Genomic DNA, 18,582 nt, shown 5'->3' with positions numbered 1-18,582 from the left:
GGAAATCAAAAACAGGGTTGGACAACGCTGTTGAGTGAAAGTTCAATCTAAGTTCCGTTTATTTATGCACTAGCGAACATAAATAAATTAACTTTAAACTTAAGTAAAAAGGCAAACTATTATGAAAAAGACATTAGTAGCTTTAGCAGTAGCAGCAGTAGCCGCAACTTCTGCAAACGCAGCAGTTGTTTATGATCAAGACGGTTCTAAAGTTGAAGTGGGCGGTTCTTTACGTTTACTTTTGAATAAAGAAACTGATAGAAAAGTTGATTTGAAAAATGCAGGTTCTCGTTTAGTAGTTAAAGGTTCTCAAGATCTAGGTAGCGGACTGAGTGCATTAGCAAATGTTGAATTACGTTTTGAAGAAAAAACAGATGCAAAAGATGATAGTTCTTTTGGTAATGTAACTACTAAAAGATTATATGCTGGTTTTAAACAAGATGGCGTTGGTACTCTAACATTTGGTCGTCAGTTAACTAATGGCGATGATGTGCAATTAGGAGATTACGCTTATGAGTACGGTGGCAATAATAATGTAACCGGCGCATCTAATAAATCTGTTAAATTCCGCTCAGACAGCTTTAGTGGTTTTAGCTTTGGTTTAGATTACCTATTCGGTAATGCAGCAAAAGGCAATACTGGTAATACTAAAAATGGTTATGGTGCTGCGTTATTCTATACTGCTGGTTTAGCTGAAGGCACAACCTTAAATCTGAATGCAGGCTATACTCAGGATAGACTCTCAACTGAAAAAACGAGTAAGACTGATAGCTGGCGTTTAGCGGGAGAATTACTAGTTAGCGATTTCGGCGTAGCTTATAACTATGGTCAAACTCGAGCTACTGAAAATGGTGAAAAACAAGATAAAACCACTTACCATCTGGTTGGTTTAAAATATAAATTGGCAGCTCCATCAACAGTTTACGGACAGTGGAAGCGTGAGTCAGAAGGTAGTGATCGTGTGCACACCTATCTTGTTGGTGCAGATTATAAATTGCACAAAAATGTTATTACATTCGTAGAGTATGCGAATGTCAGAACTAAAGTTGAAGGTGAAGATAACAAGAAAGAGAATAAAGTTGCTGTAGGTTTACGTGTATTCTTCTAATTGTTAAATAATTAGATATCTTCCAAAGGTCGGCTTTTGCCGACCTTTTTGTTTTTTAAGTACTTTATCAAATGTCAAAAATAACTTCCCCCTCCGCAGGCGTAGGGAGAGAAAGTTTAGCTTACCAAAAAGTAAATTCCTTCCCTCCGTACGCGGAGGGAGAGAAAGTAAAAGTAAATTCCCTCCCTCCGCAGGCGGAGGGGGGGCGCAGGACGGAGGGAAGTATAAAGAAAAGATAATATTTACGATCGGTATCGCAAATATTTATACGAACGCTTAATCTTATTTTTTCTAATCTTATTATTTTTTATTTAAAAAAGGAAAATAGTAGATGAGAGAAAATGAAAATTTAATGCTGCGTCAATATGCTAAACAACTTCGTTCAACCATGACCGAAGCGGAACAAAACCTTTGGTATCATTTACGCCGGCGACGCTTAGGCGGCGTGAAATTCCTTCGACAAAAAATTATTGGTAAATACATTGTTGATTTTATTTCTTTTGATATTGCTTTAATTATTGAATTAGATGGCGCTCAACATAGTGATGAAAATCAACGGCAATATGATCAAGTCCGAACGAATTATTTGGAAGCTCGAGGGTTTAAGGTTATTCGATTCTGGAATGATGAAATATTAAAGGACATCGAGGCAGTGTTAGATATTATTTGGCATTTTGTGGATGGATAAAAAGTTTTCCCCTCCCTCCCCATTTTTCTTGAGAAAAATGGTACTCCCTCCGCACGCGGAGGGAGAGAAAATTACGGTTACCAAAATAAAACGATACTTCCCTCTCTCCGCATGCGGAGGGAGGTGTTCGAAGGACGGAGGGAGGGCGGAAAAGATTAAACTACAAACAATTCTTTTCACCACGAGACAAGCTAATCAAGCCGGAGCGGACGACTTCGATAATGTCGCTTTCTTGTTTCACCGAGCTGATGAAGGCATTGAGTTTGTCTTTGGTGCCGGCAAGCTGAATGGTATAGCTTTTCGGGGTGACGTCGATGATTTGTCCGCGGTAAATATCCGCCAAACGTTTCACCTCATCACGCGCATTGCCGTGCGCCCGCACTTTGAGCAACATGATTTCTCGCTCGACGTGTTCGCAATCACTTAAATTAATCACTTTGAACACATCGACCAATTTATGCAGTTGTTTTTCGATTTGTTCTAATACCTTTTCTTCACCAAACGCCTCGATTGTCATGCGCGACAGGGTTGGATCGTCTGTCGGCGCAACGGTCAGGCTTTCGATGTTAAATGCGCGTTGTGAAAACAGGGCGATGACCCGTGATAACGCACCGGATTCGTTTTCTAATAAGACTGAAATAATTCTGCGCATTATGTTCTCTCCGTTTTGCTTAAAATCATATCGTTCATGGCGCCGCCTGCAATTTGCATTGGGTAAACGTGTTCGGTTTCATCGACCAGAATATCAACAAAGACCAGTTTGTCTTTGATGGAAAAAGCCTGTTGTAACTTGGTTTCCAATTCGTCAGGGTGGTTAATTTGAATCCCTACATGCCCATAAGATTCCGCCAGTTTAACGAAATCAGGCAGGGAGTTCATATAGGACTGCGAGTGGCGGCCGGCATAGATAATATCCTGCCACTGTTTCACCATGCCTAAGAAACGGTTATTCAGGCTGATAATGACGACCGGAATATTATATTGTTGTGCGGTTGACAGCTCCTGTATATTCATCTGAATACTGCCGTCGCCGGTGATACAAATCACGGTTGCCTCTGGGTGTGCCATTTTAACGCCAAGCGCCGCCGGCAAGCCGAAGCCCATGGTGCCGAGACCGCCGGAGTTGATCCAACGGCGCGGCTTATCAAATGGATAATACAGGGCGGCGAACATTTGGTGCTGTCCGACATCGGAGGCAATATACGCGTCCCCGTGGGTGATTTTGTGGATCACCTCAACCGCTTGTTGCGGCTTAATCACTTGATCGCTATGCTCATAACGCAAGCATTGGCGGCTTCGCCATTGTTCGATTTGCTGCCACCAATCCTCAAGTGCGGTTTGTGATTTCAATGTTTCTTCGTCGCTGAGCAAAGATAAAAATTCATTCAATACCAAATCGGCACTGCCGACAATCGGAATATAGGCATGGACGTTTTTGGAAATAGAGGTCGGATCGATGTCGATATGGATCACCTTGGCATTCGGGCAGTATTTTTCTAAGTTGTTGGTGGTGCGATCATCAAAACGTACGCCAACGGCAAGGATCAAATCGCTTTCATGCATGGCATTGTTGGCTTCATAGGTGCCGTGCATGCCCAACATGCCAAGCGATTGTTTATCGCTGCCCGGAAAACCGCCCAAGCCCATGAGTGAGCTGACGACCGGCAAATTCAGTTTTCTGGCGAATTCGGTGGCTTGTTCTGAGCAATTGGCATTGATAATGCCGCCGCCGATAAACATCACCGGCTTTTTCGCCACTAAAACCGCTTTCAGCGCTTTTTTGATTTGTCCTTTATGCCCGTGAATATTCGGATTATAAGAGCGCAACGTGATGGATTCCGGATAAACATAAGGAATTTTATTCGCCGGGTTGACGATGTCTTTCGGCAAGTCAATCACCACCGGACCCGGGCGACCGCTTGCGGCAAGATAGAAAGCTTTTTTGATGGTTGCGGCTAAATCTTCCACCCGTTTCACCAAAAAGCTGTGTTTGACCACCGGGCGGGAAATCCCGATCATATCGCATTCTTGGAAGGCATCACTGCCGATTAAGGCGCTGCGCACCTGACCGGAAAACACCACTAACGGCACGGAATCCATATAAGCAGTGGCAATGCCGGTGATCGCATTGGTGGCGCCCGGGCCGGAAGTGACTAAAACACAGCCGACTTCGCCGGTTGAACGGGCATAGCCGTCTGCCATGTGCACCGCGGCTTGTTCATGGCGTACTAAAACGTGTTCAATGCCGCCATGGGTTTGAATCGCATCGTAAATGTCCAGCACCGAGCCGCCCGGATAACCAAAAACGAATTTTACGCCTTGATCACGGATCGCCTGCACAATAATTTCAGCACCCGATAATTTTTTCATCACTCCTCCAGAATTAATCGCATGGTATTTTGAATAGATGGTCTATTTTTACGACAACTTATCTGGCTTGTCTACTGTTTTTTTATCACTGACAAAAGAGTTTTTAGGATTAAAATGCTTTAAAATTAAAATAAACAGGATTTTATAAAAATAAACTCACAATAAATAAAAAAAATGCGATAATGTATCGCATTTTATAAAATCCAAAAAATTATCTGCTTATTGCAAAAAAGTGCGGTTTACACTTTAGATTGGCTTTTTTTCAGCAACAGAATTAAGCCAAGCATCATAATGCCGGTGGCTAAGAATCCGAATAAACCGGATTCGGTAAAGCCAAGCACCAGATAACCAACCGCGGAAGACGCGGCGACCAATAACGCATAAGGCAATTGCGTGGTGACATGGTCGATGTGGTTACAGCTTGCGCCGGTGGAGGAGAGAATCGTGGTATCGGAAATCGGAGAGCAGTGATCGCCGCAAACCGCACCTGCCATCACCGCAGAGAGACAAGGCAATAACAGCGCCGGTTCGGCATGGACCGCAATTGAGGCGGCAATCGGCAGCATAATGCCGAACGTGCCCCAGCTGGTGCCGGTGGAAAATGCCATCACTGCGGAGATAACAAATAACAGCACCGGCAAGAAACCGATCGAAATCGAATCGCCAATCAAGCTGGAGAGGTATTTTCCGGTTTGCATGTCGCCGACAATGGTATTGATCGTCCAAGCAAAGAATAGCACTAAAATCGCGCCGAACATCGATTTAGCCCCTAAACCGTAAGCGGCAATATATTCTTTCAATGAGATTTGTTTGGAACTTAAGGCGCAGAGGGTGGCAACGATCAGTGCGACAACGCCACCGAAAACCAATGAAGTGCCGACGGCGGTGTTTTCAAAAGCGCCTAAAATTGAAAATGACAATTGATCCGCTGCCAAGGCTTGCGCACCGGTGTAGATCATCATGCCAACGGTCGCAATAATTAAGGCAAGAATCGGCAGCACCAAATCCCGCACCCGCCCTAACTTGCCGTTTTGAATGTCCTCTTCTTGTACGGCTGCATTTTCGGCTTGGCGTTCAAAATGTGCCATTGGTCCAATATCAAATGAAAAAATCGCCACAATAAACACCAAGACTAACGCAAAAATCGCATAGAAATTCATCCCGATCATGGTGACAAAAGCACCAATCGGCGAATAGTCGGTAATCGCATGGGTCGCCAATAAACCGCCGACCAAGGTGATAATATAAGCGCCCCAACTGGAAATCGGCATAATCACGCACATTGGCGCAGCGGTGGAATCCAATAAATACGCTAATTTTGCCCGTGATATTTTATATTTATCCGTCACAGGACGAGCGATGGCGCCAACCGCCAAGCTGTTAAAATAGTCATCAATAAAAATGAAAACCCCGAGAAAAACAGTAAGTAATTTTGCGCCGCGTTTTTGCTTAATGTGTTTTTGAGCCCAATTGACAAAAGCGCGATTACTGCCGGAAATAGTCAGTAATGAGGTTAAAATACCAAGTAAAATTAAAAAGATAATGATATTGGTATAATCGGCATTTAATCCCCCGTCGCTATAAACGAGAGAAAATACACTGGTTGCGACATAACTCGCCGCATTTAACACATTGCCGCCGCTTAACATCAAAGCACCAACGATAATCCCGGCACTGAGTGATAATAGCACTTTGCGGGTTATAATCGCTAAAGACAACGCCAACAAAGGCGGAATGACTGACCAAAATGAATTAGAAAAATCAACAAAATCCATATAAAAATTCCATATAACAATATAAAAGAATGCGAAAGTTTCATTTTGTAGCGTGGATGCTACAGAGATTAGAATAAGAAAGAAACAAACGTAAAGACTACAATAATACCCGAAAAAAACCAAGCTAAATTAAATTAACAAACCTTATTTTATCAAATTTGGTCGGTTATAATTTGAGTCGGTGATAAATAATTTGATTATCTGTTTTTTTTGTTTTATATTTCTAGTTAAATATTCATCAATTTTGTTAAACTAAATTTTCATAGGATCGATTATGAGTGATTTGATTAAAAAATTATCCAACTTACGTAGCGTTCGTGTTTTGGCTAAAGATCTTTCTTTAGCGCAATTAGAAGATATTGCAGAGAAATTTTCTGCTGTGATAGTTGAGAAAAAAGAAGAGTTGTTGCAAATTGAACAACAAGAAGCGGAGCGCCAAGAAAAAGTGGCGGCGCTGAAAGAACAATTTGAAAAGAGCGGTTTAAGCAAAGAAGAATTGGCGGCATTATTGTTCAGCAATACCGTCGCAACAGAACGTAAAAAACGCAGCCCGCGTCCGGCAAAATATCAATATACCGATGAAAAAGGGCAAGTAAAAACCTGGACCGGACAAGGCAGAACGCCGAAAAGTATTCAAGACGCATTAGATAGCGGAAAATCGCTAGACGATTTTAAAATCTAACTTTTACATTTGATTTCAACATTTAAAATAAACCCGCATGGGTTTATTTTTTTCATTTATACAGAATCTATTTTATGATTGAAAATAAAATTTTATTGACCGAATGCCCGGATGATAAAGGTTTGGTCGCGAAGATAACCAACATTTGTTATAAACATCAATTGAATATCACCCACAACAGCGAGTTTGTCGATAATGGCGGCAAACGTTTTTTTATGCGCAGTGAATTGCAGGGAATTTTTAATGATGAAGTCTTGTCTGCCGAATTGGATTTTGCTTTACCGGCAGGTGCCAAGCACAGCATTATTACGCGCCAAAAAAAGCGGATTGTTATTTTAGTCACTAAAGAAGCGCATTGTCTGGGCGATATTTTAATGAAAAACTACTATGGCGGTTTGGATGTTGAAATAGCGGCGGTGATTGGCAATCATGATACGCTCCGCAGTTTGGTGGAGCGTTTTGATATTCCGTTTCATTATGTTAGCCATGAAAATTTAAGCCGCGAACAGCACGATCAACAATTAGCCGAACAAATTGATCAATACCAACCGGATTTAATCGTATTGGCGAAATATATGCGCGTGCTGAATCCGAAATTTGTCGAACGCTATCCGAACCGCGTGATTAATATCCACCACTCGTTTTTACCGGCATTTATCGGCGCCAAGCCATATCAACAGGCGTATGATCGCGGCGTGAAAATCATTGGCGCAACCGCACATTTTATCAATAACGAATTGGATCAAGGTCCGATCATTATGCAAAATGTGATTAACGTTGATCATACCTATGACGCGCAAGCCATGATGCGCGCCGGACGTGATGTGGAAAAGAGCGTCCTCACTCGCGCCTTGGATCTGGCGCTTAACGACCGCATTTTTGTTTACGAAAATAAGACGATTATTTTGTAAAATTGTCTCTCATCAATTGCATTTCTTTTTTGTTGTTCTATTTAGTCGGGCTAACTGCCCGATATGTCTAACAATATATCAAATTTACCACATCTAATTGATTTATAATAATTTATAATCTTCTTAGCATTAGAATAAACAGACTCTCTGAAAAGGTGGTGTCACACCATATGAAGAGATATTTATGTAAATTAATGTCGCCCTCCACGCATTTTTTTGCGCGTGATTGTATTTAAAATCTTCTGTTGTTAAAGAATTGAAAACTTATTCTTGCTCTTGTAATGTCAGCATGTTATAAAACGCAAGTTGGTTTGTATATATTTGTAATCTTTGCATTGGATTACTTTTTGGCGCTTTCTTTAAAGAAAATGGAGGTTTTAATGAAACAATATCTGGCAGTTTTTGCTGCCGCAGTGACACTGAATGCGTGTTCATTGCCCCAAGGTGGCATACACCAGCCACTAGAGAAATGGGTTAACAATGACGCTGCAACAGTTAGCTCGCAAAACTTAGCCTCAAACCAAGGGCTAGTGGTGTTTTACCGCCAAGATCATATCGCTACACCAGCAGTTAATATCTATATTAATGGTGATTATCAAGCTTCATTGTTAGAAAACGGTTTCAGTACGATTGCATTATGTGCTGATCAACATTTCTTTAGTGCTTCGCTAAGCCGTAATGACGAAACTGGCAATAGAACTAAAGGTATTAAATTTATCGCACCAAGCCAAGATGTTACTTACATTAAAGTCAAACAAGTCAGAAATGGCAATCCAATTTTCGAATTTGTGAAGCCGTCTATCGCGACAGATGAACTTGCCGCATTACAACGACAAACCCAAACCCTCTCCCGTGTAAAACAGCAAAGCTGCAATAGCAATGAATATGCATTATTTGCGACTACGATCGATACACAGATCGCATTTCCGTTAGATAAGCATGGTTATAGCGATTTATTACCGGCGGGAAGAAGCGAAGTTCAAGAATTTGTTACGAAAATTAAAAATGTTAATCAACAACTGATTAGTAAAGTTGTGGTTAATGGGCATACTGATCCGGAAGGTTCCGCAGCATATAACCAAAGATTGTCAGAAAAACGCGCCGATACGATCAGCAACATCTTCAGAACGGAAAGTGCTGACTTACCTATCGTAACTATAGGCTCCGGTGAGAATGAATTGGTTGTTAAAGATTGTGCAATTGAATATCGCCACAATAAAGCGGCTAAAACCGAATGTAACTTACCTAACCGTCGAGTCGATATCGTGGTTTACGGACAAAAATAAATTTAAGTATAAATCCCTATATTGATCAGACAATGATCAGTAAATAAAAAGTTAATTTTTTTAATTTAGGATAGAAAATATGTCAACTACTTTAAAAGTATTAGATGCTAAAACGGAAATCGCGTCATATAACGTGATAAATGGTGAGACGTTGGTTATTCAGGCGCAAGCGGAAGTAAACTATCAATTAATTGATAATTCCACTGGCTTAGGGCCTCAAAATATTATTGCCAAACGCGTCGGTAACGATCTGCAAATTTTATTGGAAAATGGTGATCAAGTTCCGGATATTATCATTGAAGATTATTACGGTGATGAAGATCCGGCAACCGTAACCAATTTACTGATTGGGCAACATGAAAACGGCAACATTTACGCTTATGTTCCGGAGTCAGGACAAACTATTGATGCGGTGAGTATGCTTGCCGAGCAAATGGCAGCACCGCAAGCCCTGGGTGGCAGTGAAATCGCTGGCTTATGGGTGTTTAGCCCATGGTGGTTATTGGCATTAGTTCCTTTAGCTGGAATTGCCATTGCCGCAGGCAGTGGTGGTAGCGGCAAAGGTTCTGCTTCGGATACAACACCACCAAACCCACCGGCCATTGACGCCAAAGATGACGGCAGTGTAACCGTAACGCCTGCCGATGATGCCACTAATGCCAAAGTCATTTATACCGATGAAGACGGCAAAACCCAAACTGTTGAAACCAGCAAAGGTGATAATGGCAAATGGGAGCCAAAAGGCGAATTGCCAGAGGGGGTGACAGTCGATCCTGATGCAGGTGTGATCACCATTCCTGATGAAGCCATCAAGGGCGGCAGCGATGTCACGGCTGAAAACAGCGATGCAGCGGGTAATACCAGCACGGCTACCGAAACTTCCGTCGATACCGACGCCCCAAATCCACCGACTATCGACGCCAAAGAGGACGGCAGTGTAGTGGTGACCCCGGCGGACGACGCGACGGAAACCAAAGTGACTTATACCGATGAAGACGGCAAACCGGTTACGGTCGTCGTGGTTAAAGACGACAACGGCAACTGGACGCCGCAAGACGGCAGCACTTTACCGGACGGCGTCAGCGTGGATCCGACCAGCGGCGTGATCACTATTCCTGATAAAGCTATCAAGGGCGGCACTGAAGTGACCGCAACCAACAGCGATACGGCAGGGAACGAAAGCGCACCGGCAACGGCAACCGCACTTGATACCGACGCCCCAAATCCACCGGCTATCGACGCCAAAGAGGACGGCAGTGTAGTGGTGACCCCGGCGGACGACGCGACGGAAACCAAAGTGACTTATACCGATGAAGACGGCAAACCGGTTACGGTCGTCGTGGTTAAAGACGACAACGGCAACTGGGCGCCGCAAGACGGCAGCACCTTACCGGACGGCGTCAGCGTGGATCCGACCAGCGGCGTGATCACCATTCCGGCGGACGCAATTGAAGGCGGCACTGAAGTGACCGCAACCAACAGCGATACGGCGGGGAACGAAAGCGCACCGGCAACGGCAACCGCACTTGATACCGACGCCCCAAATCCACCGACCATTGACGCCAAAGAGGACGGCAGTGTAGTGGTGACCCCGGCGGACGACGCGACGGAAACCAAAGTGACTTATACCGATGAAGACGGCAAACCGGTTACGGTCGTCGTGGTTAAAGACGACAACGGCAACTGGGCGCCGCAAGACGGCAGCACTTTACCGGACGGCGTCAGCGTTGATCCGACTACAGGTGCGATCACTATTCCTGATGAAGCCATCAAGGGCGGCACTGAAGTGACCGCAACCAACAGCGATACGGCGGGGAACGAAAGCGCACCGGCAACGGCAACCGCACTTGATACCGACGCCCCAAATCCACCGACCATTGACGCCAAAGAGGACGGCAGTGTAGTGGTGACCCCGGCGGACGACGCAACGGAAACCAAAGTGACTTATACCGATGAAGACGGCAAAACCCAAACCGTTGTCGTGGTGAAAGACGACAACGGCAACTGGGCGCCGCAAGACGGCAGCACCTTACCGGACGGCGTCAGCGTTGATCCGACTACAGGTGCGATCACTATTCCTGATGAAGCCATCAAGGGCGGCACTGAAGTCAGCGCAACCAACAGCGATACGGCAGGGAACGAAAGCGCACCGGCAACGGCAACCGCACTTGATACCGACGCCCCAAATCCACCGGCTATCGACGCCAAAGAGGACGGCAGTGTAGTGGTGACCCCGGCGGACGACGCGACGGAAACCAAAGTGACTTATACCGATGAAGACGGCAAACCGGTTACGGTCGTCGTGGTTAAAGACGACAACGGCAACTGGGCGCCGCAAGACGGCAGCACCTTACCGGACGGCGTCAGCGTGGATCCGACCACAGGTGTGATCACTATTCCTGATGAAGCCATCAAGGGCGGCACTGAAGTGACCGCAACCAACAGCGATGCGGCGGGCAACGAAAGCGAACCGGCAACGGCAACCGCAGTTGATACCGACGCCCCAAATCCACCGACCATTGACGCCAAAGAGGACGGCAGTGTAGTGGTGACCCCGGCGGACGACGCGACGGAAACCAAAGTGACTTATACCGATGAAGACGGCAAAACCCAAACCGTTGTCGTGGTGAAAGATGACAACGGCAATTGGGCGCCGAAAGACGGTACTGAGTTACCGGACGGCGTCAGCGTTGATCCGACTACAGGTGCGATCACTATTCCTGATGAAGCCATCAAGGGCGGCACTGAAGTCAGCGCAACCAACAGCGATACGGCAGGGAACGAAAGCGCACCGGCAACGGCAACCGCACTTGATACCGACGCCCCAAATCCACCGGCTATCGACGCCAAAGAGGACGGCAGTGTAGTGGTGACCCCGGCGGACGACGCGACGGAAACCAAAGTGACTTATACCGATGAAGACGGCAAAACCCAAACCGTTGTCGTGGTGAAAGACGACAACGGCAACTGGGCGCCGCAAGACGGCAGCACCTTACCGGACGGCGTCAGCGTGGATCCGACCACAGGTGTGATCACTATTCCTGATGAAGCCATCAAGGGCGGCACTGAAGTGACCGCAACCAACAGCGATGCGGCGGGCAACGAAAGCGAACCGGCAACGGCAACCGCAGTTGATACCGACGCCCCGAATCCACCGACTATCGACGCCAAAGAGGACGGCAGTGTAGTGGTGACCCCGGCGGACGACGCAACGGAAACCAAAGTGACTTATACCGATGAAGACGGCAAAACCCAAACCGTTGTCGTGGTGAAAGATCCGGATAGCGGCGAATGGACACCGAAAGACGGTACTGAGTTACCGGACGGCGTCAGCGTGGATCCGACCAGCGGCGTGATCACCATTCCGGCGGACGCAATTGAAGGCGGCACTGAAGTGACCGCAACCAACAGCGATACGGCAGGGAACGAAAGCGAACCGGCAACGGCAACCGCACTTGATACCGACGCCCCAAATCCACCGGCTATCGACGCCAAAGAGGACGGCAGTGTAGTGGTGACCCCGGCGGACGACGCGACGGAAACCAAAGTGACTTATACCGATGAAGACGGCAAACCGGTTACGGTCGTCGTGGTTAAAGACGACAACGGCAACTGGGCGCCGCAAGACGGCAGCACCTTACCGGACGGCGTCAGCGTGGATCCGACCAGCGGCGTGATCACTATTCCTGATAAAGCTATCAAGGGCGGCACTGAAGTGACCGCAACCAACAGCGATACGGCGGGCAACGAAAGCGCACCGGCAACGGCAACCGCACTTGATACCGACGCCCCAAATCCACCGACCATTGACGCCAAAGAGGACGGCAGTGTAGTGGTGACCCCGGCGGACGACGCGACGGAAACCAAAGTGACTTATACCGATGAAGACGGCAAAACCCAAACCGTTGTCGCGGTGAAAGATCCGGATAGCGGCGAATGGACACCGAAAGACGGTACTGAGTTACCGGACGGCGTCAGCGTGGATCCGACCAGCGGCGTGATCACTATTCCTGATAAAGCCATCAAGGGCGGCACTGAAGTGACCGCAACCAACAGCGATACGGCAGGTAACGAAAGCGCACCGGCAACGGCAACCGCACTTGATACCGACGCCCCAAATCCACCGACTATCGACGCCAAAGAGGACGGCAGTGTAGTGGTGACCCCGGCGGACGACGCGACGGAAACCAAAGTGACTTATACCGATGAAGACGGCAAACCGGTTACGGTCGTCGTGGTTAAAGACGACAACGGCAACTGGACGCCGCAAGACGGCAGCACCTTACCGGACGGCGTCAGCGTGGATCCGACTACTGGTGCGATCAATATTCCAGACGAAGCGATCCAAAGTGGCACCGAAGTCACTGCAACCAATACTGATGCTGCGGATAATACAAGTGATCCAGCAACAGCGATTGTATTAGGCAATGATGATAGTGACGCAGATGCCGACTCTGACAGCGATTCAGACTCAGACTCCGACAGCGACTCAGACTCCGACAGTGATTCAGACTCCGACAGTGATTCAGATTCCGATAGCGACAGCGATTCCGACTCCGATAGTGATAGCGACTCAGATTCCGATAGCGACAGCGATTCCGACTCCGATAGTGATAGCGACTCAGATTCCGATAGCGACAGCGACTCAGACTCCGATAGCGACAGCGACTCAGATTCCGATAGTGATAGCGACTCAGATTCCGATAGCGATAGCGATTCCGACTCCGATAGTGATAGCGACTCAGATTCCGATAGCGACAGCGACTCAGACTCCGATAGTGACTCAGACTCCGACAGTGATTCAGATTCCGATAGTGATTCAGATTCCGATAGTGATAGCGACTCAGATTCCGATAGTGATAGCGACTCAGACTCCGATAGTGACTCAGACTCCGACAGTGATTCAGATTCCGATAGCGACAGCGACTCAGACTCCGATAGTGACTCAGACTCCGACAGTGATTCAGATTCCGATAGTGATTCAGATTCCGATAGTGATAGCGACTCAGATTCCGATAGCGACAGCGACTCAGACTCCGATAGTGACTCAGACTCCGACAGTGATTCAGATTCCGATAGTGATAGCGACTCAGATTCCGATAGCGACAGCGACTCAGACTCCGATAGCGACAGCGACTCAGATTCCGATAGTGATAGCGACTCAGATTCCGATAGCGACAGCGATTCCGACTCCGATAGTGATAGCGACTCAGATTCCGATAGCGACAGCGACTCAGACTCCGACAGTGATTCAGATTCCGATAGTGATTCAGACTCCGATTCTGACAGCGACAGTGATTCCGACTCTGACAGCGACAGTGATGCAGATAGCGATATTGAAGCGCACACGGAAGTGAGTGAAGTCACTATTGATGCCGATACGAACAATGATGGCTATATCAATAAAACTGAATCAGAGGCGGCAAGCGGCACCGCAGGCGCAACAACCAGTGTGACCGTGAAGCTAAACAATCCGACATTGGGTGAAGTCGTTACCTTGGATGTGAATGGTACGCCACAAACTAAAACCATTACTCAAGCTGAGATTGACGCTGGTCAAGTCGTGTTTACCGATGTAGCAATTCCGGCAGACGGCGAAACATTGACCGTGACAGCGAGCATCACCGAAAATGCGTATGGCAATGCCGTAGCTACTCCAGTAGAAGTGAGCGATGAAGCGATTGTTGACATCACATTGGCGAATCCAAGCGTAGAACCAAGCACAACCGACGGTAGCGTGGTAGTGAAACCGGTTGCAGATGGTGAAACCATGGATGCAACGAAAGTAGTGGTCACCTATAAAGATGAAACCGGAGCAGACCAAACCATCACAATTGTGAAAGGTGAAGATGGGCAATGGAAATCAGTTGATGAAAATGGTGGTGATAAAGCCTTGCCAACAGGCGTTACGTTAGATTCAACTACTGGCGTAGTGACTATCGGTCAAGATGCAGTACAAGACGGTAGCACCGTGACAGCAATCAGTACGGATGCTGCGAATAACACATCGCAAGGTGTGGGCACGGCAGGTGAAGACAAAGCACCGAATGCACCGACCGTGACCCCGAGCACCGAAGACGGCAGCGTAACAGTAACGCCTGTGGACGATGCAGAGCAGTTAGACATCACTTACACAGACGAAGACGGCGTAACCCAAACCGTGACCGTGGTGAAAGATCCGGAAACCAACACTTGGGCACCGGAAACCGGCACCACCTTGCCGGACGGCGTCACCGTTGACGAAACCACAGGTGTCGTGACCATCGGTCAAGATGCAGTCCAAGACGGCAGCACCGTAACCGCGACCAACACCGACGCAGGCAACAACACGTCGGAAGAAGGCAAAGGCACGGCAGGTCAAGACAAAGCACCGAATGCACCGACTGTAACACCAAGCACCGAAGACGGCAGCGTGACAGTAACGCCTGCGACTGATGCAGTGAAAACCGAGATCAGCTACGTTGACGAAGACGGCAAAACCCAAACCGTGACCGTGGTGAAAGATCCGGACACCAACACTTGGGCACCGGAAACCGGCACCACCTTGCCGGACGGCGTCAGCGTGAATCCGAATACAGGTGTCGTGACCATCGGTCAAGATGCAGTCCAAGACGGCAGCGAAGTAACCGCGACTAATACCGACGCAGGCAACAACACGTCTGAAGAAGGCAAAGCCACAGCAGGTGACGATAAAGCACCGGACGCACCGACCGTAACCCCGAGCAAGACCAATGGTTCGGTAACGGTAACGCCAAATGAGGAAGCTGACCGTTTGGACATCGAGTTTGTTGATGAAAACGATGAAACTCAAACTGTTGCGGTGGTGAAAGATTCAGAAGGCAAATGGGCACCGGAAACCGGCACTACCTTGCCGACAGGTGTCAGTGTTGATCCTGAAACCGGCGTGGTGACCATCTCTGAACGCGCAGTTCAAGACGGTAGCACCGTGACAGCGACCAACAGTGAAGGCAACAACAAGTCTGACGAAGGTACAGGCATCGCAGGACCGAATGCAGATACCACTGTTCCGGGCGATACCGATAATGACGGTAAAGCCGATACCGGTCCGGTGATCAGCTTCCCTGAAGACACCACCAAGATGTATAACGCAGAAGGTGCGCCACTGTTTGATGAAAATGGCGAACAAATTCTGGGCAATGGTGTGTTAAGTGTAAGCGAAATCGGTGCTGACAACAGCACACCGGTGAAAATCACATTGCCGGTTAATACCGAAGTTGGCGATATTCTATATGTCACCATTAATGGTGAGGATAGAGAAATTACCATTACGGATACCTTGTTGGCGGCAGGTTCAGTCAGCATTGATGTGCCGACAGCCGACATCAGCGAGATTGAAGTGACGGCTTATGTACAAGATAAAGCAGGCAACCGCTCTTTGGACGGCACAGGCAGCGTAATCATTGAAAAAGCGTTCCCTGAAGCCAGCATCAGCTTTGGTGACAACCTGACCGATGATTATGCAGGCTTGCAAGCACTGATTGATAGCGGTGTGTATAACACCAACGGCAAAACCGGTGAAATCGGCAACAACACCACCGGCACATTCAGCAGCTTGGCAACAGGCTTGACCAATGATGACACTCCGACAGTCGCTATCACGTTGGATCGCGCCTTGCAAGACGGAGAATCTTTGGTGGTTTACCGCTATACCTACGATGATTCTCTGGCAGGTGTGTCACCGATCAGATCGGAAACTGAAGTGACTGTGGTAAAAGTAGATGGTTCGGACACCCAATATGTCGTTGCTGATGATCAATTGGGTCAAACCTATGGTCAAGAGTACCTGTATCGCGCAGTCGTGAAAGGCGTGGTTGACGGAGAGCAAACCGAAACGGTTATCCAAGAACACCACATTAAGCTCGATACCATGGTTGAAGCATTGACAGTCGATAATGTTACTGTAAGCGGCAGCAACCGTACTTTCAGCGGCACGACTGAGCCGGGAGCGACAATCCGTGTGACTTACTTGAGCAGCACCAACAACAACAGCTATGTAACAACTGAAACAACTGCTGATGAGAATGGCGCATACACCCTGACTTTGAGTGGTTGGAACAACAAAACTGTTGATGGTGCAGAGATCACGGTCATTGACCAAGCCGGTAACGTGGAAACTGCCAGCCTGCACAACTTCCCGCGTCTGTATGTCAATATGAATACCGAAGTAGGTATTACTACTGCAACTATGGACAGCACAATTCTGTTGCAGCGTGAAAGTGCACAGGGGCTGTTGATGGACGATGGCAATGATTATGTAATTCTTGCCGGTGGAAGCGTCAATGATTTGGGTAACCAAGGCATTTTCTCTCAGCAAACCAATGGTAAAACAGTAATTGATATGGCTGGCGGTAATGACTACTTGCGCGTCAATGGTAGCTTGTTGTCTGATGTTAATATCGAAATGGGCGATGGCAACGATAAGTTTGAAATTAAAGGTAACATGGCTTACGGCGCTTACGATATCGACTTAGGTGCAGGTGATGACATCTTCACTGTTGGTGGTGGCGCTGTAGGTAACCCGTTGGTGGTGAAAATGGGCGAAGGCAACAACCGTTTGACTATCGGTGACAACTTAGATACCGGTTTCAACTTCACTGCAGGCTCAGGTGATGATTACGTCAGCATCGGCTACGGTACTCAAAGTGGCTTGAATGGTATTACCGCACGTTTGGCAAGTGGAAGCAGTATGAATCTGGGAGATGGTAACAATACCGTAGCCATTAATGGTGATTTCAGAGCTATATCCGGTCCCGCAGCAATTACCACCGGTAGCGGCGATGATTTGATTCATGTTAAAGGTAACGTCGGTACAACGGTTAATACCCAGATGATTGAATTTAATTTGGGTGAAGGCGATAATACGGTTTATATCGAAGGTTGGTGGTCAGGCACTAAAGGCATGACCGCCGGTGCAGGTAACGATACCTTGATTATCGGCAGCAACTTGGATTCCGCTGCAACCTCTAATGGCAATGTGATCAACCTCGGCGATGGTGACAACACCATCTCCATCGGTGGTTATATGTCCACTACCGCATCGGCGCAAAGCGTGATTACCGGTAGCGGCAACGACACCATGACGGTCGGTGGTTATATCGAGGGCAACAATAAGGTTGATTTGGGTGCCGGTGATGATATCCTGACTATTGGCGGTACAGGTGCGGCATTCAGAGACAATGCTGAGGTGAATGGTGGTGCCGGCAAAGACATCTTGCGTTTTACTGGTGCAGGTGGAAAAACCGAGATCGACATGACCAAGGTGAAAGGCTTTGAAGTGATTGACCTGAATGATTCCAACACCCACTTGGATATTACCTTGAGTGATTTGGTTTATGCAGGCGCACCAACCAAAATCTACATCACCGGTGGTTCGTCAGACTTTGTTGATTTAGGTGACAACAACTGGACAAGCGATACCACGTCTAGCACACCGCAGTTGGGTAACTGGACATCGAAACAAGGTACCGGTGAAAACCAAGGCTATACCGTGTGGACAGAAAGCTCCAACCCGAGCATCGAGTTGTACATTCAAAGCACGGTTAATGTGTTGTAATAACCCCTAAGGAACCCGCACTTTTCCCAAAGTGCGGTTTATCAAACTCAAACACCCTGTCAACTTGTTGACGGGGTGTTTTTTATAGCTGCTATTTTGTGAAGAAATTGATGTTTTGCAAATTAAATAGTAATAATTCTCATCGGTGTGATACGGTTATTATGTAACTTATCGTTACTATCTCTTTT

At 47.3% G+C, this 18,582-nt stretch carries 9 protein-coding genes; 6 read left to right on the top strand and 3 right to left on the bottom strand.

The genetic code is table 11. From position 1 onward, the window contains the following. Positions 1-121: 121 nt before the first annotated feature. Both ACQ31U_RS12925 and ACQ31U_RS12920 read left to right on the top strand, forming a co-directional pair. Positions 122-1,108, top strand: coding sequence for a porin (locus ACQ31U_RS12925; RefSeq protein WP_431052711.1), 987 nt, complete (start codon positions 122-124; stop codon positions 1,106-1,108). Between the two features lie 331 nt (positions 1,109-1,439). Continuing rightward, positions 1,440-1,796 (top strand): endonuclease domain-containing protein, encoded by a 357-nt coding sequence (locus tag ACQ31U_RS12920; RefSeq protein WP_431052709.1) that lies wholly within the window; start codon positions 1,440-1,442, stop codon positions 1,794-1,796. Positions 1,797-1,956: 160 nt separating this feature from the next. On the opposite strand, the gene ilvN is transcribed toward ACQ31U_RS12920, so the two are convergent. The 3 genes from ilvN to ACQ31U_RS12905 form a co-directional block, all read right to left on the bottom strand. Continuing rightward, positions 1,957-2,448 (bottom strand): acetolactate synthase small subunit, encoded by a 492-nt coding sequence (gene ilvN, locus ACQ31U_RS12915; RefSeq protein ID WP_431052707.1) that lies wholly within the window; start codon positions 2,446-2,448, stop codon positions 1,957-1,959. Then, the gene (locus tag ACQ31U_RS12910; protein WP_431052705.1) at positions 2,448-4,166 is read right to left on the bottom strand and encodes an acetolactate synthase 3 large subunit; all 1,719 of its coding nucleotides are present in this window, start codon (positions 4,164-4,166) and stop codon (positions 2,448-2,450) included. Before ACQ31U_RS12910 ends, ilvN begins: the two co-directional genes overlap by 1 nt. A gap of 239 nt (positions 4,167-4,405) precedes the next feature. Next, positions 4,406-5,941, bottom strand: a complete 1,536-nt coding sequence (locus tag ACQ31U_RS12905) for a Na+/H+ antiporter NhaC family protein (protein ID WP_431052703.1) — start codon at positions 5,939-5,941, stop codon at positions 4,406-4,408. Between the two features lie 274 nt (positions 5,942-6,215). On the opposite strand from ACQ31U_RS12905, the gene ACQ31U_RS12900 reads away from it, so the two are divergent. The 4 genes from ACQ31U_RS12900 (at position 6,216) to ACQ31U_RS12885 (ending at position 18,394) form a co-directional block, all read left to right on the top strand. Beyond that, positions 6,216-6,623: an H-NS family nucleoid-associated regulatory protein gene (locus tag ACQ31U_RS12900; protein WP_431052701.1), complete on the top strand. Its 408-nt coding sequence runs from the start codon at positions 6,216-6,218 to the stop codon at positions 6,621-6,623. 74 nt (positions 6,624-6,697) lie between these two features. Beyond that, a complete protein-coding gene (purU, locus tag ACQ31U_RS12895; RefSeq protein WP_431052699.1) occupies positions 6,698-7,534 on the top strand; it encodes a formyltetrahydrofolate deformylase in 837 nt (278 codons plus the stop codon). A 380-nt stretch (positions 7,535-7,914) separates the two neighbouring features. Then, on the top strand, positions 7,915-8,820 hold the full coding sequence (locus ACQ31U_RS12890) for an OmpA family protein (protein WP_431052697.1): 906 nt from the start codon (positions 7,915-7,917) through the stop codon (positions 8,818-8,820). Between the two features lie 79 nt (positions 8,821-8,899). Continuing rightward, on the top strand, positions 8,900-18,394 hold the full coding sequence (locus tag ACQ31U_RS12885; RefSeq protein WP_431052696.1) for a hypothetical protein: 9,495 nt from the start codon (positions 8,900-8,902) through the stop codon (positions 18,392-18,394). The last annotated feature ends 188 nt before the right edge of the window (positions 18,395-18,582 follow it).

The organism is Testudinibacter sp. TW-1 (assembly GCF_050613185.1).
GTDB lineage: Bacteria > Pseudomonadota > Gammaproteobacteria > Enterobacterales > Pasteurellaceae > Chelonobacter.
This window is presented reverse-complemented; position numbering and strand designations above follow the sequence as displayed.